Raw genomic sequence first — 20,315 nt, 5'->3', positions numbered from 1 at the left:
CGAAATATCCATCACCTGTTTCCTCTCCTGTGTGTCTTGGACGTTAGTGATCTGTCTGCGGAACAGCTTGGTGCGCTCTGGCGGTCATCGGCGTCCCGTCGCTGCGTTCCGCTTCCTCAACGTACCGCTGCGGGTACGCCTTCGTCAGCGGGCCTTGCGATGAACACCGATGCCGACGCCATACCACACCGCCATTCCACAGACAGACCACTAGCGGCCGGGAAACCGGATGATTCGATCCATCGAACCGCCTTACGCGGGGAGAGCCCCGGCCATCGCTCCCGTCTCGCGTTCCCTCATCTGCACCAGGGCCGAGAGGCGCTCCAGCTTCTGCTCCACGGCCTTGGCGGCATGGGGGAGAGGGTTCTCGGCCAGGAAGGCCGCCACGTCGGCGGCCACCTCGGGATGGGAAAGGGCGGGGAAACCGTCCGCTATGCGGGACTGGGTCATCGGCGGGGCGATCTCGAGGACGGTGTCCCAGCGATCCTTGAACTTCGACCAGGCATAGGAACCGGTGCCCCGGTTGGCGAGCATCCGGGCCAGCACCCAGCTGGTGTCCTGGTTGCGGACGGTGCGGTCCTCGATGAGCTCGAAGGTGCGATCCACCGCATCCTCGGCGTCGAACGACGCCAGCGCCCGCAGGTACTTGAGGGATTCCTGGGGGTTGCGGACGGTCCGGTGACGGTCGAGGAACCTCTCGTAGGTCTCGGCGTCCCCGTGCGCGGCGCAGACCGATATGACCGCCCCGGCCACCTCGGGATCCACCGAGGTGGGGTTGGCAAGCCGCCGCTCGTAGACGCTCCCGGCCCGCTCGACGACCTCGGGAAGGTTGGCCATCCGGCCCAGCGCGTCGATCACCCGCCCGCGGAGGCGGCGTACCAGATCGGTCTCCCCTGCGGCGGGCGCCCATCCCAGCCGATCGGCCAGGGGGGCGAGGAGGCCGGCCACCCACCGCTCGTAACGGGGCCGGGCGTCGTCGGTGACCAGATGGTGCCCGATGGCGGCGATGGCGCCCAGCAAGGCCCCCCAGACCGCCTGCTCCTGCTCCTCCCTGAAGGCGGAGGCCAGGCTCACGAAACCGGACACTCCGGATCGTCCCGCCTCGACGAAGGTCCAGGCGTCGTCCACCAGCACGAACCGCTCCACCGGGTCCAGCAGTTGGAGCCGGTCCACCAGAGCGTCCAGCAACGTCTCCTCGTATCGCGACCGGTAGAACCCGTGGCCGCCCGCGTTGGCGATCACCCAATCCACCGGGCCGTCCAGAGGGACGGTGATCCGCGACCTTTCCACCAGCACGCTGGTCTCGAACGGGTCTCCGCCCGCCATCCCTCGTAACCGGACCGGGACCTTCCAGGTGCGGGTATCGGCAGGATCGGGGATCAGCAGGAACCGGCTCTGCTCCAGGGAAAGGCCGCCGTCGGTGATCCCGACGGTCAGCTGCGGGTAGCCGCCCTGGAGGATCCAGGTGTCCATGATCTCGCCCACCGGGCGACCCGAGGAATCATCCAGGCTCTCCCACAGATCCCTCGTCTCGGTGTTGCCGTAGGCGTGCCGCCGCAGGTAGCTCTCGACCCCGGCCCGGAACGGCTCCTCGCCCAGGTACTGCTCCATCATTCTGAGCACGGCCGAGCCCTTGCCGTAGGTGATGCCGTCGAACATCCCCTCCGCCTGCGCGGGAGAGCGCACCTCGAACTCCACCGGCCTCGTGCCGGCCAGTTCGTCGGTCTTGAACGCCCAGGGACGCTCGGCCGCCGCGAACTCCAGCCAGCGCTTCCACTCGGGACGGAAGGCATCGACGGCCTTCATCTCCATGAAGGTGGCGAAGGCCTCGTTCAGCCAGATGCCGTTCCACCACTTCATCGTGACCAGGTCCCCGAACCACATGTGGGCCAGTTCGTGCCCGATCACGTCCAGGATCCGCATCTTCTCCGCCGAGGTGGCGATCTCTTCGTCGACCAGCAGCACCGATTCCCGGTAGGTGATGCATCCGAGGTTCTCCATGGCGCCGAACGCGAAGTCGGGGATCGCCACCATGTCCACCTTGTCGCCCGGGTAAGGGATGCCGTAGTAGGTGGCCAGGTAGTCGAGGCAGAACCGGCTGCACTCCAGCGCGTACCCGGTCAGGCGCAACTTGCCCCTGGGCGCCACGATACGGACCGGCACCCCGTTCACGTCGATCGGCGCGGTTGCCTCGAACGGACCCACCACGAAGGCCACCAGGTAGGTCGACATCACGATGGTGTCGGCGAACGTGACCGCCACCCGGCCGTCATCTAGAGGCACCCGTTCGATCTCGGCGCCGTTCGACACCGCCATCAGGTCCTCCGGCACCACCAGGGTGACCCCGAATGAGGCCTTGAAGTCCGGCTCGTCCCAGCACGGGAAGGCACGGCGGGCATCGGTGGCCTCGAACTGGGTGGTGGCAATTACCTGCTCGTTCCCGTCCTCGTCGTCGAACGTTGACCGGTAGAAGCCCCGGAGCTGATCGTTCAGGATCCCGGTGAACCGGCACCGGAGCTCCCATCGTCCGGTCGATAGCGGCTCGGAGACCAGGAGGACGGCTCGCTGCAGTTCCTCGTCATACTCGACCTCGGCTTGGGCACTGGCGTCGCCGCGGACGAACCGGGCTTCGACGATCTGCAGCTCGGCGGCGTTTAGCACCACCCGGTCGGTAGCCTCGACCACGTCCAGGGTCACCACCTCGGACCCGGTGAAGGTGGCGGTATCGAGGTCGGGTTCCATCCGCAATCGGTAATGGCGAGGGACCACTTGGCGGGGCAACCGGTAGGAAGGTTCGGTCATCGTGACTCCATGGCTCGGGAATCGGAGAGGAAGATGTCCAAACGGGATACGATCCGATGCATGTACCAGCCCGGCATCGCCGCCATGTTACGCCGCACCGTGACCGTGCCCGGCGGAGCGGTCGCCCGGCCGTCCGGTGGCCGGGCATGAAGGGCAGCGGCCCGCTCGCCCTCGAGCCCATCCTCGTCCCCAAGCCGTGGGGCGGGCGCCGGCTGGAAGGGCTCGGTAAGAAGCTGCCGGACTACCTGCCCGCCGGAACCGTCTACGGGGAGTCCTGGGAGGTGGCGGACCTGCCGGACGATGCCCTGTCGGCAGCCGCCAAGGGCCGGACGCTGGTGGCGGACGGCCCTCATCGTGGCAAGAGCCTCCGGCAGCTGATCGTGGAGTTTGGACCCGAGCTCTTGGGCTCCGCTTCACCCACCGCGGCCGGTGACTTTCCTCTCCTGTTCAAGCTGCTCGACACCGCCGAACACCTCTCGATCCAGGTCCATCCCGACGAGGAGCGCGCCGGCCCGCGCCGTGAGTGGTTCCCCAAGACCGAGTCCTGGTACGTGATTGACGCCGAACCCGGCGCCGCCATCTTCAAGGGCTTGCGTACCGGAGTCACGTTGGATGACGTCCGGGCGGCAGCGGGAACGCCCGCTTTGGCCGGGCTCCTGCAGAGAACCCTCGTGAAACGGGGGGACTTCCACCATCTTCCGGCCGGGACGGTGCACGCCCTCGGCGCCGGCGTAACCGTTGCCGAGGTCCAGACCCCGTCGGACACGACCCTTCGCCTCTACGACTGGACCGAGGAGTACGGGCGTCCCGAGCGCCCGCTCCATGTCGAGGACGGCCTCGCGGCGGTAGTCGTCGAGCATGGGCCGGCCCCAGCGCTCCCGCCCGTGGACGGCAGCGGGAGTCGCCTGCTGGTATCCACACCCCACTACTGGATCAGGGAGCATCGCCCTGCGGCAGGGGACGGGGCGGCGCTCGTCCGGAAGTCGGAGCTTCGGATCCTCATGGTCACCCGTGGCTCGGTCTCCGTCGGGAACGAGAACGCTTCCGCCACCGGAGTCCCGGCCGGAGGCACCGCTCTGATCCCAGCCGCCCGAGCGCTCTCTGCGGTGGTCATTGCCAGGGAGGGAACCACACTCCTGGAGATCGGTCTGGTACCGGCCGGGTAGCGTCGCTTCCGCTTCTCATGTCCGGTGCCGGATGGCGGATGCCGGCCACTGGACCTGGATGTCTCATCGCGTGCTACCCGCCCGGGCGGCTCCAGTCGGTGTGGAAGAACTCTCCGCGTGGGCGGTCGACCCGTTCGTAGGTATGGGCGCCGAAGTAGTCCCGCTGGGCCTGGATGAGGTTGGCCGGAAGCCGCTTCGACCGGTAGGAGTCGTAGAACGCCAGGGCCGAGGCGTACGCCGGGACGGGTAGGCCGACCTGGACGGCGGTCGCCACCACCCGCCGCCACCCCGACTCCGCCTGGCCGAGTGCCTCGGCGAAGAAGCGGTCAAGGATGAGGTTGGGCAGGTCGGGTCTCCTCCGGAAGGCGGCGGTTATGTCGTCCAGGAAGGCCGCCTTGATGATGCATCCCTCGCGCCAGAGCTGGGCGATCCGTCCGTAGTCGAGATTCCAGCCGTACTCGGAGGCGGCCGCGCCGAGCAGCATGAAGCCCTGGGCGTAGGAAACGATCTTCGAGGCGTACAGGGCGTCGTGAATGTCGCTGACGAAGTCCGCGCCCAGGCGGTCGGCCTGCCTCACGCCGGAGCCCACCAACTCCGCCGCCTCGAACCGCTGGTCCCGCAGGGAGGACACCACCCGGGCGTAGACAGCCTCCGCCACCAGGGTCAAGGGGTAACCGAGGTCGAGCGAGGAGATGACCGCCCACTTACCCGTCCCCTTCTGGCCGGCGGCGTCCAGGATCCGCTCGAGGGTCGGCTCACCGCTCGCGTCTACGTGGCCCAGGATGTCGGCGGTGATGTTGACCAGGTAGGAATCGAGCAGACCCCGCCCCCAGGTCCGGAACACCGCGGCCATCTGCTCGCAGGTCATGCCCAGCACCACCCTCATGAGGTGGTACGCCTCGGCGATCACCTGCATGTCGCCGTACTCGATGCCGTTGTGGACCATCTTGGTGTAGTGGCCCGAGCCGTCCGGGCCCACCCAGTCGCAGCACGGCGTTCCGTCCGCCACCTTGGCGGCGATGGACTGGAGCACGTCCTTCACCTTAGGCCATGCCGCCTGGTCGCCGCCCGGCATGATGGAAGGGCCATTGCGGGCGCCGTCCTCACCCCCCGACACGCCGGCACCCACGAAGGACAGACCCCGATCCCGGAGCTCCTCCACCCGCCGCGCCGAGTCCTCGAAGTGGGAGTTGCCGCCGTCGATGACGATGTCCCCCTCATCGAGCAGCGGGACCAGTCCCTCGAGGACGGCGTCCACCGCCCGTCCGGCCTTGACCATCACCATTACCCGGCGGGGCCTCGTGAGGCATGCCACGAACTCCTCCATGGTCTCGGTTCCGATCACGGCGGCGCCGGCGGCCGGGCCGTTGAGGAATTCGGTCGTTCGACTGGTGGTCCGGTTGTAGACGGCCACGGTGTACCCGCGGTCAGCCATGTTCAACACCAGGTTCTGGCCCATGACGGCCAGCCCGATCAATCCGATGTCAGCGGTTCTCACGTGTCCCCTCGGGTAGCAGGCCCGAATCTACAGCCTTCGCGCGGTGAGCGGACGGAGCGGCTCAACGAGTTCCTGGCCCGCCCGGACCGGCTGCTCTCGCCCGATCCGGTGGTGATCGGCGGGGGTATCTCGAAGCGTGTCACGAAGTTCGGCCCCCGCCTGCGTTCCCAGGGCCGAGGCGGTGCCCGCCGCGCTGCGGAACGACGTCGGCATGGTAGGTGCGCCCTGTGGCCCGCCGGGTCCCGGGTCGCTCAGCCGACCGCCGCGAAGCGCCGGTAGCGTCCGGCCCGCTCGGGAGGCAGCCGGACGCTGATCAGGGTGCCCTCCGCCCTATGGTCCTCGGTCAGGACTTCGGCCTCGCGGCGAAGCTCCCCAAGGACGGATCCCTCGGTGTAGGGAATCACCAGGTCGATCTTCATGAAGCCTCGAGCCAGCACGCCGGCGATCCGATCCTCCAGTTCCTCGAGGCCGGTGGCCTCCGCAGCCGAGACGAGCACCGCGTCCGGATACAGCTGCTCGAGGCGAGAGATACTCGCCCGGTCCGCGGAGTCGGCCTTGTTGAGCACCAGGAGCTCGGGAATGTGGCCGGCGCCGATCGAGTCGAGCACCTCCCTTACCGCAGAGACCTGGTCGGATGCACCGGGTTCGGAGACGTCCACCACATGGAGCAGCAGGTCGGCCTGGACCGTCTCCTGGAGGGTGGAACGGAAGGCCTCGACCAGCTGATGGGGCAGCCTGCGGACGAACCCCACCGTGTCGGATAGCAAGACCTGGCGCCCGTTGGGAAGCTCGAGTCGGCGGGTGGTGGAGTCGAGGGTGGAGAACAGGCGGTCCTGGGTGAGCACGCCGGCGCCCGTGAGGGAATTCAGCAGCGTGGACTTGCCTGCGTTGGTGTATCCGACCAGCGAGACCAGGGGGATGGCCGAACCGGTGCGTGTCTTGCGCTGGGCCTCCCGGACGGTTTGGACCTCCTTCAGGCGCTTTTCCACATAGGTGATGCGCTGCCTAATCCGCCGCCGGTCGGTTTCCAGCTTGGTCTCACCGGGTCCCCTAGTGCCGATGCCTCCACCGAGCCGGCTCAGTTCGGTCCCCTTGCCGCGCAGCCGGGGCAGGTGGTAGCGGAGGAGAGCCGATTCCACCTGGAGCATGCCCTCCCGGCTGGTCGCGTGCTGGGCGAAGATGTCCAGGATCACGGCCACCCGGTCGACCACGTCACACTCGAAGACCTGCTGGAGGTTGCGCTGCTGGCCCGGCGTCAGGTCGTTGTCGAACACCACGACGTCCACGTCCAGAGCCTGGGCGTCTCGTGCCAGGTCCGCGGCCTGGCCCGGACCGATCAGGGTGGCCGCGTGCGGGGAGCGGCGCCGGACCGGCGCGGTCGCCACCGGGGTCGATCCGGCCGTATCCGTCAGGAGGACCAGTTCCTCGAGCGACCGATCGGCGTCGCCGATGCCGGCCCCGTCGAAGTCGACGCTGATGAGGTATGCCTTCTGCCGGGCTACGTCGAGGTCGGTGACGGTGGCGGTGAGGCGCCGTCCCCGGCGACCTTCGGCGATCATGCCCTGCTAACCCGAAGATGGCAGGCGGGAAAGGTCACAGATAGGAGTCCTTGCCGGTCGGCGGGTCGTCCTGCTCCTCGGCGATGATCTGGGAGTTTCTCACGGCCACCGCCAGCCGGTTGTTCTCGGGCCACAGGAAGCGCCAGGCCCCCGTCGGCACCGCCCAGAACCGGCGGCCGGTGTGGATGTCCACCAGTGCCAGAGCGTCGCTGGTGGACTCGGTCCCCGGTGGCACCAGCAACCCGGACCGGGTGGTCGACTGCTCCATCAGGTGACCGACCCGCCATCCCGGCATGATCCGGTAACCGTTCGAATCGTGTTTGTCGTTTCTGCCAGCAGCCATACCCTCGTGTTTCCGGTGTTCCGGTGTTCCGGTCGCATGAGCGTAGCCGCGTCCACGGAAGACCTGAACACACCGGTCCGACGACATCGGCGCCGGGTATGCTCCGCGGTGGAGGCGAACGAGCGCCTGGTGGGCTCCCTGGTCTTCAAAACCAGTGGGGGTGCGAGAGTGCCCCGGCGGGTTCGATTCCCGTCCGCCTCCGCCATCGGTTGTCTAAGGCGTCGGCGTGCTCACCAGTCAGGACCAAGAGTCCGGCGGCTGGTCGGAATTACCCTGTCGAGACGGATTACCGGGGAAACACGGGTTGGTTAGGGGGCAATCGGCGGGCTGGTCTAGGAGATGGCCCAGGGCCCTTCGGTGCCGGTGATGGCCCAACCGTCGGGTTCTTCAGCGACACGGTAGGTGAGCCACAGACCGCAGGTCCCGCCGCACCAGAGCTCCACCCCGACGGTTGCTCCTTTGTCGTCGAACCCGACCGGCTCGACGGTGATTATGGCGCTCCCGGGAATGGTGGGCTGTAGAACATCTTGTCGTATGTAGTCGTTCCGGTTGCTGATGAACCTGACCGGTGCGAGGTGTTCGACGGCGGCGCGGATAGCGGAACGCTGGCCGTCGGTGAACGACTCTCCTGGCTCGCCTTGCCGGCTCGGGTCGCCTGCGTGGGTTTCTACGTGGTCCACTATCAGCACTTCGGTGAATCGATGATCAGGACCGAATGTGTTGTCGAACTCCACGAGTTGGCGTACCGCGGCCGCGTGGATCGCAGACTCGGCGGCGGCACGGTCGGGGCCTGGGGGCGGGTCGGTGCCACATGCGGCGACAAGTAAGGAGCCGGCCACAACTGCGGTGACCGTTCCGAACACCCCGACCTTTCCCGGCCTGTGGTCGGGGCGTCGGCGGTCGCCTGCCGCTGTCCCTTCCGTCATCCGTTACCTTCCGGCTGTTCAGGCGGTGCTGCTGGGCGCCTCTGATCACTGTAGGGGTTGCTGCGACGCTATGGGGGAACCGCCAGGCGGAGGCGAGTCGATCGAGGTGGCCGGAGTGAGGGCCCGGATTGACCCGATCGGGCATCCGGGACTTCGGACGATCACGGTCCAAGCCGTTGGACGGGTGCCTCTCGCCATCGTTTCAAGGCGCGGTTAGGCACCCTCGTAGCGCTACCGTTGGAACATGGCTGATCGAAGATCTCCGGGGCGACCTGTTCTGCGGGTGACCGGCTTGGTCGATCGTCCCCGCGGCTACGACCTGGAGACCCTCCACGATATTGGAACTCCGGAAGAGGGCGCCGCGGGCGTGGTGGTGGCCGTACGCCCGTTGATCGAGGCGGCCCGGCCGGGGACAGCCGCCACCCACGTCACGGCTCTCAGTGGCGACGGCGCCTATTCCGCTTCTATCCCCCTGACCGACGCGATGGCACTCGGCGAGGTTCACACCGGCAGCGCCGACGAGGAGCCGATCCTGCGGCTCCGGGTCCCCGGTGGCATGACCCTGTGCTGGAACGTCAAGGACCTCGGTCTGCTACGGGTGACCGCCGGACCCGAGCCCGATAGCCTCCCCGAGATCCTGACCCACTGATGTCTCCGGACGGAGGGCTGGCGTTCGCACGCCTGTTCGCGAAGCGCCGCGAGGAGATGGATGTCTCCGTGGTGGACATCGCCGCCCGGACCGGCCGGCCGATCGAGGTGGTGGTCGGCTGGGAGCAGGGCTCGGCTATTCCCGACAGCGATGAGTTGGTTGATCTGTCCACGACGCTGAAGCTGCCGATGCCCCTCCTGGAGGAAGCCCTGCGGCGGGTCCACGAGCACAGGAAGCTGTTGCCGCCGCCCGAGCCGGAGGCCGGGCTGGATGAGGACACCCTGTACGACATCGAGATCGTGGAGTTGCAGGAGGAGCCGAACCTCCTGACACATCCGGATCGGGAACCTCTCGATTTCCCCGAGTCCCCCCAGTCGAAGCTGATCTCGGCCGCCAGGCAATCCCTAGGGCGCCGGCGTGCCTTGGCGCGGGCGCCGGTGGCCAATCCCTCCTACCTGGAGGACAGCGAGGAGACGATCACCTACCGGCTCCGGATGATCTTCGCCGCCGCCGGGGTCGCCGTGGTGGCGCTCGTCCTGCGCTGGGCGCTGGGAGGGTTGGGGTCCGCCTTGGCCGACCTGTGGGGCGCCCTGGCGGACGCCCTCTGACTGCCGTCTCCCATCCGGGCAATGCCAAGTTGACGGGTCGTCGGAGCATCATGGTGCCCTCCAAGTCCTTCCGGATATTTTCGCGTTCTCGGGGAAGAGGGCCGAACTCGTCACACCCCTGATATATATTGTCTACCGCTAAGCACCAATACCGGCCGATGGACAGAGACCGATCGGAGCGGCCGGCCCGAGGGGACATGACAGCTCGATGGAGCGAACAGCCGATTCCCGGCATCCAGCCGGGCATGGCCGACCACGCTCCAACAGGACAGGTGGTGGTGGGGGAGGGCCCGGTGCGGGGCACGGATTTTCGCGACTTGCGGCGCTAGGCGGTTCTTGAGGCAGAGGGCGTCATATGTGACGTTCTGAGCCTCAGGTTCACGGCACCGTGTGTGACGTTGTGAGCCTGAGGGTGGCCGGTCGTCGCCTGCGGGCTGGGTCCTCGGGAAGGTCCCGCCGGCCCGCCATGCACCTCTCATGCACAACGGGCCGCTATATTGGCGCCTACCAGAGAAAGGAGGTGATCCGACTTGTTAGACAGTTCTTGTAGGACCCTGGAGGTGGCCGAGCGCTAGCGGCCACGGGTCGCTACCGGTGGCCGCCCTCAAGGGCGTGACCGCCGGTCAGGTGGCGACTCCAACTCGGACCACCGAGCTTTCCCGTCCGCATGCCGGTCCTCATGCGGCATCAGGTGGGGTTAAGGATCTCACGATGAAGTACGGGTAAGCATTCTGGATTGAACGTAGTCCGGGGCCCCATTATGGGGTCCCGGACTTCTTTCGTCGGTGGTCGGCGAGTGCTGGCCCGCTCACACGAGGCCGTGTTCAGCCAGCCACTCCTCGCTCCAGATCTTCGACAGGTAGCCCCGGCCCGAATCGGGCAGCAGGACCACCACCAGGCGGCCGGTGTCCTCCGCCGCAACCTCGAGCGCCGCATGCACCGCCATCCCCCCGGAGCCGCCGATCAACAGTCCCTCGCACTCGGCTACCCGCCTGGCCATGTCGAACGACTGCTGGTCGTCGACCATGATGTAGCGGTCGACGATGTCCCGGTCGAGAGTTTCAGGCCAGAAGTCCTCCCCGACGCCCTCCACCCGGTACTGGTGGATGTCCTCCTCGCGAGGCGCGGTGTATATCGATCCTTCCGGATCGGCCCCCACCAGTTCCACCGACGGCTTGCGCTCCCGCAGGTACCGTCCCGTCCCCGAGATCGTCCCACCCGTGCCAACACCCGCCACGAACACATCGATCTCCCCATCGGTCTGTTCCCACACCTCCGGTCCGGTCGTCAGGTAGTGGGCCTCCGGGTTGGACGGGTTGGAGTACTGGTCGGGGCTGAAGGCACCGTCGATCTCCTCGGTGAGGCGGCGGGCGACGCCGTAGTAGGAGTCTTCGTCCTCCGGGAGCAGGTTCGTGGGGGTGACGATGACCTCCGCTCCGTAGGCCTCGAGCAGGCGGATCTTCTCGGTCGCGACCTTGTCGGGGACCGTGCATATCACCCGGTAACCCCGGACCGCCCCGACCATGGCCAGGCCGGCCCCGGTGTTACCCGAGGTGGGCTCGATGATCGTCCCTCCCGGACCCAGCAGCCCGTCCCGCTCGGCGTGGTCGATCATGTTGACCGCGATCCGCTCCTTGACGGACCCCGCCGGGTTCAGGTAGTCCAGCTTGGCTACCAGGTTGCCTGGTGGATGGAGTCGGGCCATCCGGACCAGGGGCGTCCGGCCGATGGCGTCGAGGGCGTTCTCGTGTATCACGAGGGTCGATCGTAGCCCCGCCTCGCCACCTGAGCCGCCAGCTCGCCGTAGGACCCGACCGGCATCCGGCACACGCCCCGCTCGCAGACGTAGGCGAGGGTCTCACCCTTCCGGTAGCGGCCGGCCACCACCGGAACCTCTTCGCCAGGACCCGGGGACGGGGCCAGCACCAGATCGGGCCGGTAGGTCCCGGCGAGCCGCCCGGCCCACTCCAGGGCGCGAGGCCCGGTCACGGCCACCTCCCGTATGCCCATCTGGGACGCGGCCAGGACCGCCAGCAGGTGACCGGCCGCGGAAGGGGCCGCTTCGAGGAGCCGGTCCCCCGCCCGGACGATCTGCTCGAAACCCTCGTGATACCGGTGGTCCCCGGTGAGATGACCGAGCAGCAGGTAGCACTCCGCCGCCAGCGATGCGCCGGAGGCGCTCGGGTTGTCCTGCTGGTCGGACGGCCGGACCACCAGGTGGGAGGCGTCGGCGGCGCTGGCGAACACCACCCCGGTCGGGCCGCCGAAGTGCTCCTCCAGCAGGTCGACCAGCTCCCGGGCGGCCACGAACCATTCGACCTCGCCGGTGGCCTGGTAGAGCTCCAGCAGCCCGAGGGCGTACGCCGCGTGGTCTTCCAGGAATCCCGGGATCGGGGCCAGACCGTTGCTCCAGACCCGCGCCAGGCGCCCGTCGGGGCGGCGCATCTCGCCGAGGACGAACCGGGCGTTCGCCCGCGCCGCCTCCAGGTACTCCTCCGTCCCCAGCACCGCGCCCGCCACCGCCAGCGCCCGGAGCGCGAAGCCGTTCCACACGGTGATGATCTTGTGATCCAAGCCGGGCCGGATCCGGGTGCTCCGGAGCGCCAGGAGGCTCTCCTTGGCCCGCCCGATCGCGTCCTCCACTTGCTCTTCCCGGGCGCCGAACCGGGCGGCCAGTTCCTGGACAGTGGCGGCCTCGTGGAGGATGTTGGCGCCCTCGAAGTTGCCGCTCGTGGACACGCCGAAGTAGGCGGCGGCCACAGGCCCGTCATCCGGGCCGACCACCTCGTGGAACTCCTCGTGGTCGAATACGTAGAACTTGCCCTCGACACCCTCGGAGTCGGCGTCCTCCGCCGCGAAGAACCCGCCCCCGGGATGGGCGAGGTCCCGCAACATGTACCCCAGGGTGTCGGCCGCCACGTCCCGGTAGGACGGGTTGCCGGTGATCTGCCAGGCCCGGACGTACAGGCGGGCCAGGTCGGCGTTGTCGTAGAGCATCTTCTCGAAGTGGGGGACCAGCCAGATCCGATCCACGGAGTAGCGGGCGAACCCGCCGCCCAAGTGGTCGCGGATGCCGCCCCGCGCCATCCGGGTCAGCGTCGTGGTGAGCATCGCCTTGGCCTTGGTGGCCGTGGGCATGCCGCTGATCCTGGCCAGGAACTCAAGGATCGGCGCTTGGGGGAACTTGGGGGCGCCCCCGAAGCCGCCGTGTTCCAGGTCGAACTGCCGGGAAAGGGCCTCGTAGGCGGCGCTGACCCGGCCCCGGCCGGGGAGGTCATCGGCGGGTGGGAGGGCAAGCCCGATCGCCCGGGTCAGTTGGTCCGCCTGTTCCTGTACATCGTTGCGCCTGTTCCGCCAGGCGTGGTCGATCGCCTCCAGCACGCGGCGGAAGCTCGGCATGCCGTGGCGGTCCACATCGGGGAAGTACGTCCCTGCGAAGAACGGGCGGCCGCCGGGCGTCAGGAACACGGTCATAGGCCAACCGCCCCGGCCCGTCATGGTGTGAACCGCGTCCATGTAGATCGAGTCCACGTCTGGTCGCTCCTCGCGGTCCACCTTGACCGACACGAAATGGCGGTTCATGAAACCGGCCGTCGGCTCGTCGTGAAACGACTCCCGCTCCATCACGTGGCACCAGTGGCAGGTCGAGTACCCGACCGAGAGCAGTATCGGGCGGTCCGTGGCCCTGGCGACCCCGAAGGCCTCCTCGCCCCATGGGCGCCAGTCGACCGGGTTGTCCCGGTGCTGGATCAGGTAGGGGGACAGCCCCTCGAGGGGGAGGTCTCTCAGCAGCGCCATGGCAGGTCACAGTTTCGGCGCATGAATATCCCCCGGGGTCGTCACCACCATGTTACGTAGGTGCCAGAGCCTGCCGTCCGCGACGGGCTCCGACCGCTGAAAGGCATCGCTGCTCGAAAAAGGTGGAAGGAATCCGGCCTGGAAGGCGTTGTGAAGTATGTCGGACGGGAGTCGTTAGCCGCGGGACCCCCGACCAACCGGCGTCCTCGTTTACTCGCCGATGCGCGTAGCATGAACGTGTTCGATGTTGCGGGACCGGCGGGGGGTGGTTTCACACGCTGAACACGCGGCAGGTAGGAGTTGAGTAGTCTCGGTAAAGGACTGGCCCCGGGGCCAGGCGTACCGCAAGGAGTTAATCGCCGGAACGGCCGGCGGGCGATGAGTGGAGGAACCGCATGGCTGTCGCAAACCCGACCCGGCAGAAACCGGTAGCACCCGCAGGCCCGGCAACCAAGCGGGAGCGGGACCGGAACACCAACAAGCTGACCGACGAGAAGGGTCGGCTCACTACCGACCTCGTGAGCCAGTACCTGGCCGCCATAGGCGAGTACGAGCTGCTCAACGCCGAGAAGGAAGTCGAGTTGGCCCAGGCGATCGAGGAGGGGCTGAGGGCCGGCGCCGCGCTGGAGGACGGCGATCTCGACGAGAGGGAGAACAGGCTAAGAGTCAGGGAGCGCCGCCTCCGGACCCGGGAGATGAAGCTCCCGGAGGAGGAGCGGCACAAGCTCGAGAAGTCCTGGAGCAGGCTCAAGGGCGACCGGAAGGAGCTCCAGAAGGATCGGCTCCGGCTCAAGCGCAAGCGGGACCGAGGTCGCCGCGCCAAGGACGAGTTCCTCACCGCCAACCTCCGCCTGGTGGTCGCCAATGCCCGGAGGTATGCCAACACCTCCGGAATCGACTTCCTCGATCTGATCCAGGAAGGAAACCTGGGTCTGATCCGGGCAGTTGAGAAGTTCGACTGGCGCAAGGGCTTCAAGTTCTCCACCTATGCCACCTGGTGGATCCGCCAGGCCATCACCCGGGCCATCGCCGACAAGTCCCGTACGGTCCGCATCCCCGTCCACCTCCACGACACGCTGGCTGCGGTCAGGGCTGCCCAGGCCAGCCTCAAGGCGGAGTTGGGTCGCGATCCGAAGCCGGCCGAGATCGCCGAGGAGGCCGGTGTCACCCTTGACAAGGTGGAGTTGGCTCTGAGCGTTTCGGATGCCGCCTCGCTCGAGAAGCCGGTCGGTGAGGACGGAGCTCAGCTCGGGGACTTCATCGAGGACCAGGATGCCGATGATCCGGTGCAGGTCACCGTGGAGTTGGACGTGTCCGACTGCCTGCGCCGCTCGATCGACCGGCTTCCCTACCGGGAGGGCCGGATACTCTCCCTGCGGTACGGTTTCCTGGACGGTGTTCCGAGGACGCTGGAGGAGATCGGGGAGGAGTTCAACCTCACCAGGGAACGGATCCGTCAGCTGGAGAAGCTGGCCCTCTGCCGGCTGCGGCACCCTTCGTTCGGGATCCGCGAGCAGGACCTCATATAGCCGGACTCTCCCGGTCCGCCGGTATCCGGACGGGGTGACCGTCCCCCATCACGCCGCCGATCGGGTCCAAGTGGTTGCGAAGCGAGCCCGGCACGCCGGGCGGGGCGGTACCGGATCGAGGTCGGGTCGAGTGGCGCGTCACCGACACCATCCGGGTGACCTTCGGGCCGTAGCCGGTAACGGTCACCCTTCGTACAGGTCCCCCTCCGGGAAGAAGGCGCCCCACGCGAACCAGAATTCGTTGCGATGGATGGCTATCTCCAGCCTGGTCCCGGCCAGCGGTCCGCTGACCGCCTCGCCCAGGAGGGTCCATGTCGACGAGGTTTCCCGGTCCCGGAACACCTCGCCTTCCTTGACGAACGTCAGCGGGCGACCGTCCACCTGGCGCAGGTAGGCGATCCCCGTGCCTATCGCCCGCCCCTCGCGCACCACCCGGCTGTCGAGAGCATCGGCGGTGTCCCCTCCCCAGAACACCGTGATCGGAACCCCTCCCACGGAGTCGTTGACCGCCCCGACCTCGGCCAGCAGGGGGAACGGGTAGGCCGTGGCGGCGCCGCCGACGGTCACCCCCACCACCCGTTCCAGGGCTCCGTAGCGGGGATCGATCTCGCCGGTGAAGAAGGGATAGGGCGCCGCTCGGCTCGAGTATCCCTCGTAGGGATTGAACCCGTACGGTATGCCGCGACCGTTGTCCCGGGACAGGGATTGCCCGTCCGGATAGGCGGCGGCGAACTCACCGAAGGACACGATGGCGCTGGGGATGAGGGTGAGGGCCGTTCCCGCCGCGGTGCCCACGATCGCTTCGCCGGTCACCTGCTGCCACAGCGAGACGGTCCGGTCGTCCCACATGACCAGGTCGGAGTTGCGGAGGAGCCCCGACACCCCGAAGCGAAGCTCCTCGCCGCCCACCCGGCGGTCGAAGGCCAGCGCGGTGTTGCATAACGGGCAGTAGGTGACCGCTACAGGGATACCCCCGATCCGGTCATTGACGATCTCGTGACGGTGGAGGATGCTGAGCGCGTAGAAGCGGGAGTCGCCGCCGATGGAGACCAGCATCCCCGGCGCCCTGGTGTCGAGCCATTCCGAGGCATGGTCGAGGGACTCGAAGATCGGGTCATCGATGGGCGGGATGGCATCCCGGGGATCGATCATGCCGATCCCGAGCAGCAGTTCCGACAGGTCGACGGTGCGGCGTGCCCAGTCGGTGGGCCACGGCTCCGTGGCATGAGCAACTACCGGGTCCAGACCCTGCTTCGGGTCGGGTCCGGCCTCCGGGTCCACCTCCGCCGGCTCCGCTAACTCCGGCGCCGTTTCCTCTCCCTCCGGCACGGTGGTTGTGGGGGTCGAAGGAGCAGTCGTCGCGCTGGTCGTGGTAGCCGCCTGTGTGGACGCCGGAGCGGTGCTCGAACCTTCTATAGCGGCAGGTTCGGCAGTGGTGGCCGAGGGCTCGGCCGGGACCCCGGCTCCATTCTGGGCGGCCCCGCACCCCGCTATCAGCAGCGACCCCGCCACCAGGACTCCGAGCCACGCGATGCGGCTCGTGCGAAGTATCGGCGAGCGTACCGATACGTACCCGGCTAAACGATCCGTACCCATTCGAGGACTCAGCATATTCCCCCGCCCGGCCAATCGACACAGCCCGGACATGGTCAGGAGATCATCCTGGCGGGAGGCCGGACCCGGCCCGCCACGCTCCGAAACGGATGGGTGGTGGCGGGGGAGGGAGCCCGGTGCGGAGCACCGGTTTTTCGCGAGTTCCGACTCCTAGCGGGGTGGGAACAGGTAGTTGGCGGCGGTCAGTTCTCCATCCGCGAAGTCGAGCACCCACGTCGATCCCTTCTCTAGTACTAGAGCCTGCTTATCTTCCACGAGCGTTCGCAGGATCGTTCCCACTATCGGGCGATGGGAGCAGAGCAGGCTGGTCCCCTCGGGTCGATTACGGAGCAGTGCCCTCACCTCGGCGGGGCCGGATTCCTCCCATAGCTCGATCGCCAGCTGCGGGACGCGCTTGCGGGCGGTGGCGACGGGTGTGACGGTCTGGCGGCAGCGCGCCGCATAGCTGGTGAGCACCACGTCGATCGGGAAGCCCTCCAGCGCCCCGATCAGACCGGCGGCCTCGGCGCGGCCCCGTTCCGACAGAGGACGGGCACTGTCGGGGTGCGGCCCCCGGTTTCGCTTGCCGGCATCGGCATGCCGGACCAGGAGAATGCGGTCGGCCGGATCCCGCCAGCCGTCCATCAGGCCCTCGCTCAGACTGCGCTCGGTCGGGTACGACACATGGTCGGCCAGGGATGCTTCGTCAACCCACCGGACCCGGTCCACCTCGGAGGAGGGCACGAAGTCGACCTCACCGGCTTGCATCGCCCAGTAGTGGACCACCTTCCGCCGGCCCTCCTGCTTGGTGTAGGAGATGTCACCCAGGTAGCGCCCGATCAGCGGGCGCACTCCGGCCTCCTCTCGGACCTCACGCCTGGCGCACTCCAACAGACACTCGCCGGATTCGAGCTTGCCCTTGGGAAACGTCCAGTCGTCGTATCCGGGCCGGTGGACCAGGAGAACCTCTATCCCGGCCGCTCCCTCTCGCCACACCACGCCGCCGGCTGCCTGTTCGACAGGAGAATCCCTCATACGGGCAGGTACCGGGGAGCAGGTCGGGTCATCGAGGTATGCCACATCTTATCGGCCCCACCGGCAGTCACTGCCAGGCCGAGAGTTATCGTGGCCGGTCTCCGAGCCGGCGCCGCAGTACCTCCACCGCCTCCGCAGGGCTCTCCACCATGGTGACCAGGCCGGCCGTGGTCCGGAGTTCCCCGGTCAGCCGACCGACGATCTCGCTCCAGGCGTCCCCGAATGCGAGGATCGGCATCGGCGCCGCCCCCCGGGCGCCGGCGAGGTAGGCGTCGTTCCAGGCGATCATCAGTTCGGTGAGGGTTCCGATGCTGCCCGGCATCACGACGTAGGCGCTGGCCAGCTCGGACATGGTCCTGATCCGGTCGAGCAGCCCGGCGGCCTGAATCTCCTCGGTCAGGAACCCGTTCCCGCCCGGTCTGTGCGGGAAGAGCACCGGGGCGGTCACCCCGACGACCCGGCCGCCCGCGATCGCCGCGCCCCTCGACACGGCCTCCATCAGCCCCGAGTAGCCGCCGTTGGTGACCCCGAACCCGGCTTCGACCAGCCGGCGGCCCAGCTCGACGCCCTGCTCGTAGACACCGTCACCGGGGACAGCCCGCGAGGAGCCGTAGACTGCAACCATCCTGTCTCGCATCAGGCCAGAGTACAGCACCCCCGGGATGCCGCTCGCGCGCGCTGGAACAATTCTTGGAGGCCAGGTGTTGTCATGTATAGAGAGGCCATAGAAAGGCACACAGGAAGGCCGGTATGAGAAGCGACCGTACTCCGTTCTACAAGCGACGTTCCATCCAGGTGGCGGCGGTGATCGTCGCCATACCGATAATCGGCTTCGCCTGGTGGCTCGGCTCGCCGCTCTTCATCGATCAAGTCGTGGATGAACCCTTCCCCATCGCCGCCGTGGCGGTCGTCCCGTCCGACATGACCGCCGAGGAGGTGGAGGAGATCATGCTCGAGGCTGCGGCGATAGACGAGCCCGTCGAAGAGGAGATGCCCGAGATGCCGACGACCGCGGCGTCCGTCACCGCCGGCACCACTGCTCCGGCCACGACCGCGACTCCGGAAGGCGAGGCGCCGACGACCACGGAGGTGGCCGCAACCGAGCCGTCCACAACCGTGCCGCCCGAGCCGACGACGACCCTGCCACCCGAGCCCACCGGCCCGGTAGCCCTGGCCTCCGGGAACTTGATGGACGCGGACTCTTTCCACAAGGGATCCGGCCAGGTCGTCCTGTATCAGCTCGAGGACGGGTCGAGGATCATCCGGCTGGAGGACATCGAGGTGACCAACGGTCCCCAACTCCACGTCCTACTGACTCCGGTCCACGGCCTCTCCGGCCGCGACCACCTGCAGGAGGCCGGCTACGTGGACCTAGGACCCCTCAAGGGGAACATCGGCTCGCAGAACTACGAGGTGCCGGCTGACTATGTGATCCCCGACCAGCTGACCCTGGTGATCTACTGCGTGCCGTTCCACGTGGTGTTCACGACCGCAGAGCTGGCCTGACCGGGCTTGAAGACCATGAACCCGGACGGGTCCTGCCGGCCCGAGTAACGGGCTACGGAGACGATCCTCGACGGCCCAGGCGACGCTGTCACGCGACTTTTCGCGTTCTCACGGGAGTGGGTCGAACCTGTCACAGCCCCGACGTACCTTGCTTACCGCTAATCACCTACGCCGGCGAGCGGCTACCGACGATCGGTTTGCCGGCCAAGGGACATACGCGCTTCCAGGAGCGAAGGCCGATTCCTCGGCACCGGCCGGGCATGTCCGGCCACGCTCCGAGCAAGGACAGGTGGTGGTGGGGGCCGGGCCCGGCGGGCGGCGACGGGTTCCCGCGATTTTCGCGTTCTGAGGAGGAGAGCCGCCTCGATCGCCGGGCGACCGTTGAACGTCGTCCGGGTCGCTGATGGGGGTGGGCGGGTCGGTCCGGAAGCCGAGAGCCCGCGTGTCATGCCCTTCCAACGGCGGATTCCTGCCCGGAAACCCCGGAGTGAGCGACGGGCGGCAGCTACCATCCGGCGCAGGGATGGAGTTCTGCTTCAGGCGTTCGGGGGAAAGGGGTCAACCATGAGAACCGATTCCATGAGAACCGATGCGATCCACAGGCTGGAGTCCTGGGCGCTCATGGTGGGGCCGGCCATGGCCCTCGTCTTCTTCCTGGTCGAGCCGGGAGGGATGCTCATCGACCCTGCAGACTCGATGGACTCCGCCGGCAGGATCACCGCCCTGGCGTCGAGTCCCTTCCTGGCGCATCTGTCCGCGCTCTTCGTGTCACTCGGCCTGCTCCTCCTGCTGTACGGGTTGTCCGGTGTAAGCCGGGTGACCACGGGGCCTGATTACGCCGCCGCCGGAACGAGATTCGGTCTGCTGAGCGCAACCGTGGGCGGTGTCGGATGGATTCTCGCCGCCGGGCTTGACCACCTTCTCGTCCAGACCCGGATATCGTCAGCGGAGGCTCTCGAAGCGGCCATACCGATCTACCGGACCGGGCTGGGCATCACGCTGGTATCTGGTATCGCCGTATCGCTGGGCCTGCTGGCCTTCAGCCTGAGCCTGGCGGCCAGGGAACGTCGTGGCCTCCACAGGACCGCCGCCCTGGTGATCGCCGCGGTGTCCGCCATCTCCATTGCAGCGCTGATCATCGGGTATACCACCCCGAGCGAGACCATGATCGCGGTCGGACGCGCCTGCTACTTCCCGTGGGTGATCTGGTTCATCATGCTCGGTTCGAGATTCCTCAAGGCGGGGCGTCCGGCATAGACACCTGACGTGGGCGCCGCCCGGCCTGGAGGCCGAGCCGCACCCG

The 20,315-nt window shown here is 67.7% G+C and carries 17 protein-coding genes and 1 tRNA gene; 7 read left to right on the top strand and 11 right to left on the bottom strand.

Features of this window, described 5'->3' with window-relative positions; translation table 11 throughout:
• Nucleotides 1-252: 252 nt before the first annotated feature.
• Nucleotides 253-2,802 carry a M1 family metallopeptidase gene (locus tag OXM57_02815; GenBank protein ID MDE0351609.1) on the bottom strand — a complete coding sequence of 850 codons (2,550 nt, stop codon included), beginning with the start codon at nucleotides 2,800-2,802 and terminating at the stop codon, nucleotides 253-255.
• A gap of 146 nt (nucleotides 2,803-2,948) precedes the next feature.
• Here OXM57_02815 and OXM57_02810 point away from each other — a divergent pair, with 146 nt between their 5' ends.
• On the top strand, nucleotides 2,949-3,968 hold the full coding sequence (locus tag OXM57_02810; GenBank protein ID MDE0351608.1) for a class I mannose-6-phosphate isomerase: 1,020 nt from the start codon (nucleotides 2,949-2,951) through the stop codon (nucleotides 3,966-3,968).
• 73 nt (nucleotides 3,969-4,041) lie between these two features.
• On the opposite strand, the gene gnd is transcribed toward OXM57_02810, so the two are convergent.
• The 4 genes from gnd to OXM57_02790 are packed head-to-tail and all read right to left on the bottom strand — an operon-like array spanning nucleotide 4,042 to nucleotide 7,368.
• Nucleotides 4,042-5,466, bottom strand: a complete 1,425-nt coding sequence (gene gnd / locus OXM57_02805; protein MDE0351607.1) for a decarboxylating NADP(+)-dependent phosphogluconate dehydrogenase — start codon at nucleotides 5,464-5,466, stop codon at nucleotides 4,042-4,044.
• Between the two features lie 27 nt (nucleotides 5,467-5,493).
• Nucleotides 5,494-5,679, bottom strand: coding sequence for a hypothetical protein (locus tag OXM57_02800; GenBank protein ID MDE0351606.1), 186 nt, complete (start codon nucleotides 5,677-5,679; stop codon nucleotides 5,494-5,496).
• Nucleotides 5,680-5,717: 38 nt separating this feature from the next.
• On the bottom strand, nucleotides 5,718-7,025 hold the full coding sequence (gene hflX, locus OXM57_02795; GenBank protein MDE0351605.1) for a GTPase HflX: 1,308 nt from the start codon (nucleotides 7,023-7,025) through the stop codon (nucleotides 5,718-5,720).
• A gap of 34 nt (nucleotides 7,026-7,059) precedes the next feature.
• A complete protein-coding gene (locus OXM57_02790; GenBank protein MDE0351604.1) occupies nucleotides 7,060-7,368 on the bottom strand; it encodes a hypothetical protein in 309 nt (102 codons plus the stop codon).
• A 110-nt stretch (nucleotides 7,369-7,478) separates the two neighbouring features.
• Between OXM57_02790 and OXM57_02785 the strand changes: the two genes are divergently transcribed.
• A tRNA-Sec gene (locus tag OXM57_02785) sits at nucleotides 7,479-7,573 on the top strand.
• A 127-nt stretch (nucleotides 7,574-7,700) separates the two neighbouring features.
• Here the strand turns inward: OXM57_02785 and OXM57_02780 are convergent.
• The gene (locus tag OXM57_02780; protein MDE0351603.1) at nucleotides 7,701-8,294 is read right to left on the bottom strand and encodes a hypothetical protein; all 594 of its coding nucleotides are present in this window, start codon (nucleotides 8,292-8,294) and stop codon (nucleotides 7,701-7,703) included.
• Nucleotides 8,295-8,577: 283 nt separating this feature from the next.
• Between OXM57_02780 and OXM57_02775 the strand changes: the two genes are divergently transcribed.
• The gene (locus OXM57_02775; protein ID MDE0351602.1) at nucleotides 8,578-8,943 is read left to right on the top strand and encodes a hypothetical protein; all 366 of its coding nucleotides are present in this window, start codon (nucleotides 8,578-8,580) and stop codon (nucleotides 8,941-8,943) included.
• A complete protein-coding gene (locus tag OXM57_02770) occupies nucleotides 8,943-9,551 on the top strand; it encodes a hypothetical protein (GenBank protein MDE0351601.1) in 609 nt (202 codons plus the stop codon). Before OXM57_02775 ends, OXM57_02770 begins: the two co-directional genes overlap by 1 nt.
• Before the next feature lie 808 nt (nucleotides 9,552-10,359).
• On the opposite strand, the gene OXM57_02765 is transcribed toward OXM57_02770, so the two are convergent.
• The gene (locus OXM57_02765; GenBank protein MDE0351600.1) at nucleotides 10,360-11,307 is read right to left on the bottom strand and encodes a pyridoxal-phosphate dependent enzyme; all 948 of its coding nucleotides are present in this window, start codon (nucleotides 11,305-11,307) and stop codon (nucleotides 10,360-10,362) included.
• A complete protein-coding gene (locus OXM57_02760; protein ID MDE0351599.1) occupies nucleotides 11,304-13,349 on the bottom strand; it encodes a thioredoxin domain-containing protein in 2,046 nt (681 codons plus the stop codon). The genes OXM57_02765 and OXM57_02760 overlap by 4 nt, the downstream gene beginning before the upstream one ends.
• Nucleotides 13,350-13,744: 395 nt before the next feature.
• On the opposite strand from OXM57_02760, the gene OXM57_02755 reads away from it, so the two are divergent.
• Complete coding sequence (locus OXM57_02755) at nucleotides 13,745-14,878, top strand: sigma-70 family RNA polymerase sigma factor (protein MDE0351598.1); 1,134 nt, start codon at nucleotides 13,745-13,747, stop codon at nucleotides 14,876-14,878.
• Between the two features lie 183 nt (nucleotides 14,879-15,061).
• Here the strand turns inward: OXM57_02755 and OXM57_02750 are convergent, their stop codons facing one another.
• The 3 genes from OXM57_02750 to OXM57_02740 all read right to left on the bottom strand — a co-directional run bounded on the left by OXM57_02750 (nucleotide 15,062) and on the right by OXM57_02740 (nucleotide 18,131).
• Complete coding sequence (locus OXM57_02750; protein ID MDE0351597.1) at nucleotides 15,062-16,474, bottom strand: DUF3179 domain-containing protein; 1,413 nt, start codon at nucleotides 16,472-16,474, stop codon at nucleotides 15,062-15,064.
• A 168-nt stretch (nucleotides 16,475-16,642) separates the two neighbouring features.
• Nucleotides 16,643-17,506 carry an NUDIX domain-containing protein gene (locus tag OXM57_02745; protein MDE0351596.1) on the bottom strand — a complete coding sequence of 288 codons (864 nt, stop codon included), beginning with the start codon at nucleotides 17,504-17,506 and terminating at the stop codon, nucleotides 16,643-16,645.
• Nucleotides 17,507-17,591: 85 nt separating this feature from the next.
• Nucleotides 17,592-18,131, bottom strand: a complete 540-nt coding sequence (locus tag OXM57_02740) for an LOG family protein (protein ID MDE0351595.1) — start codon at nucleotides 18,129-18,131, stop codon at nucleotides 17,592-17,594.
• Between the two features lie 125 nt (nucleotides 18,132-18,256).
• On the opposite strand from OXM57_02740, the gene OXM57_02735 reads away from it, so the two are divergent.
• Together OXM57_02735 and OXM57_02730 are read left to right on the top strand one after the other, a co-directional pair.
• The gene (locus OXM57_02735; protein ID MDE0351594.1) at nucleotides 18,257-19,012 is read left to right on the top strand and encodes a DM13 domain-containing protein; all 756 of its coding nucleotides are present in this window, start codon (nucleotides 18,257-18,259) and stop codon (nucleotides 19,010-19,012) included.
• A 564-nt stretch (nucleotides 19,013-19,576) separates the two neighbouring features.
• Nucleotides 19,577-20,269, top strand: a complete 693-nt coding sequence (locus OXM57_02730) for a hypothetical protein (GenBank protein MDE0351593.1) — start codon at nucleotides 19,577-19,579, stop codon at nucleotides 20,267-20,269.
• Nucleotides 20,270-20,315: the final 46 nt, after the last annotated feature.

This window comes from bacterium (genome assembly GCA_028820935.1).
Lineage (GTDB): Bacteria > Actinomycetota > Acidimicrobiia > Spongiisociales > Spongiisociaceae > Spongiisocius.
The sequence above is the reverse complement of the archived record's forward strand: the minus strand, read 5'-3'. Positions and strand labels throughout refer to the sequence as shown.

Coding starts and splice junctions, on each gene's coding strand:
- OXM57_02815 (MDE0351609.1), bottom strand. CDS start 2,802: ATGACCGAACCTTCCTACCGGTTGCCCCGCCAAGTGGTCCCTCGCCAT.
- OXM57_02810 (MDE0351608.1), top strand. CDS start 2,949: ATGAAGGGCAGCGGCCCGCTCGCCCTCGAGCCCATCCTCGTCCCCAAG.
- OXM57_02800 (MDE0351606.1), bottom strand. CDS start 5,679: ATGCCGACGTCGTTCCGCAGCGCGGCGGGCACCGCCTCGGCCCTGGGA.
- hflX (MDE0351605.1), bottom strand. CDS start 7,025: ATGATCGCCGAAGGTCGCCGGGGACGGCGCCTCACCGCCACCGTCACC.
- OXM57_02790 (MDE0351604.1), bottom strand. CDS start 7,368: ATGGCTGCTGGCAGAAACGACAAACACGATTCGAACGGTTACCGGATC.
- OXM57_02780 (MDE0351603.1), bottom strand. CDS start 8,294: ATGACGGAAGGGACAGCGGCAGGCGACCGCCGACGCCCCGACCACAGG.
- OXM57_02770 (MDE0351601.1), top strand. CDS start 8,943: ATGTCTCCGGACGGAGGGCTGGCGTTCGCACGCCTGTTCGCGAAGCGC.
- OXM57_02760 (MDE0351599.1), bottom strand. CDS start 13,349: ATGGCGCTGCTGAGAGACCTCCCCCTCGAGGGGCTGTCCCCCTACCTG.
- OXM57_02755 (MDE0351598.1), top strand. CDS start 13,745: ATGGCTGTCGCAAACCCGACCCGGCAGAAACCGGTAGCACCCGCAGGC.
- OXM57_02750 (MDE0351597.1), bottom strand. CDS start 16,474: ATGGGTACGGATCGTTTAGCCGGGTACGTATCGGTACGCTCGCCGATA.
- OXM57_02745 (MDE0351596.1), bottom strand. CDS start 17,506: ATGAGGGATTCTCCTGTCGAACAGGCAGCCGGCGGCGTGGTGTGGCGA.
- OXM57_02740 (MDE0351595.1), bottom strand. CDS start 18,131: ATGGTTGCAGTCTACGGCTCCTCGCGGGCTGTCCCCGGTGACGGTGTC.
- OXM57_02735 (MDE0351594.1), top strand. CDS start 18,257: ATGAGAAGCGACCGTACTCCGTTCTACAAGCGACGTTCCATCCAGGTG.
- OXM57_02730 (MDE0351593.1), top strand. CDS start 19,577: ATGAGAACCGATTCCATGAGAACCGATGCGATCCACAGGCTGGAGTCC.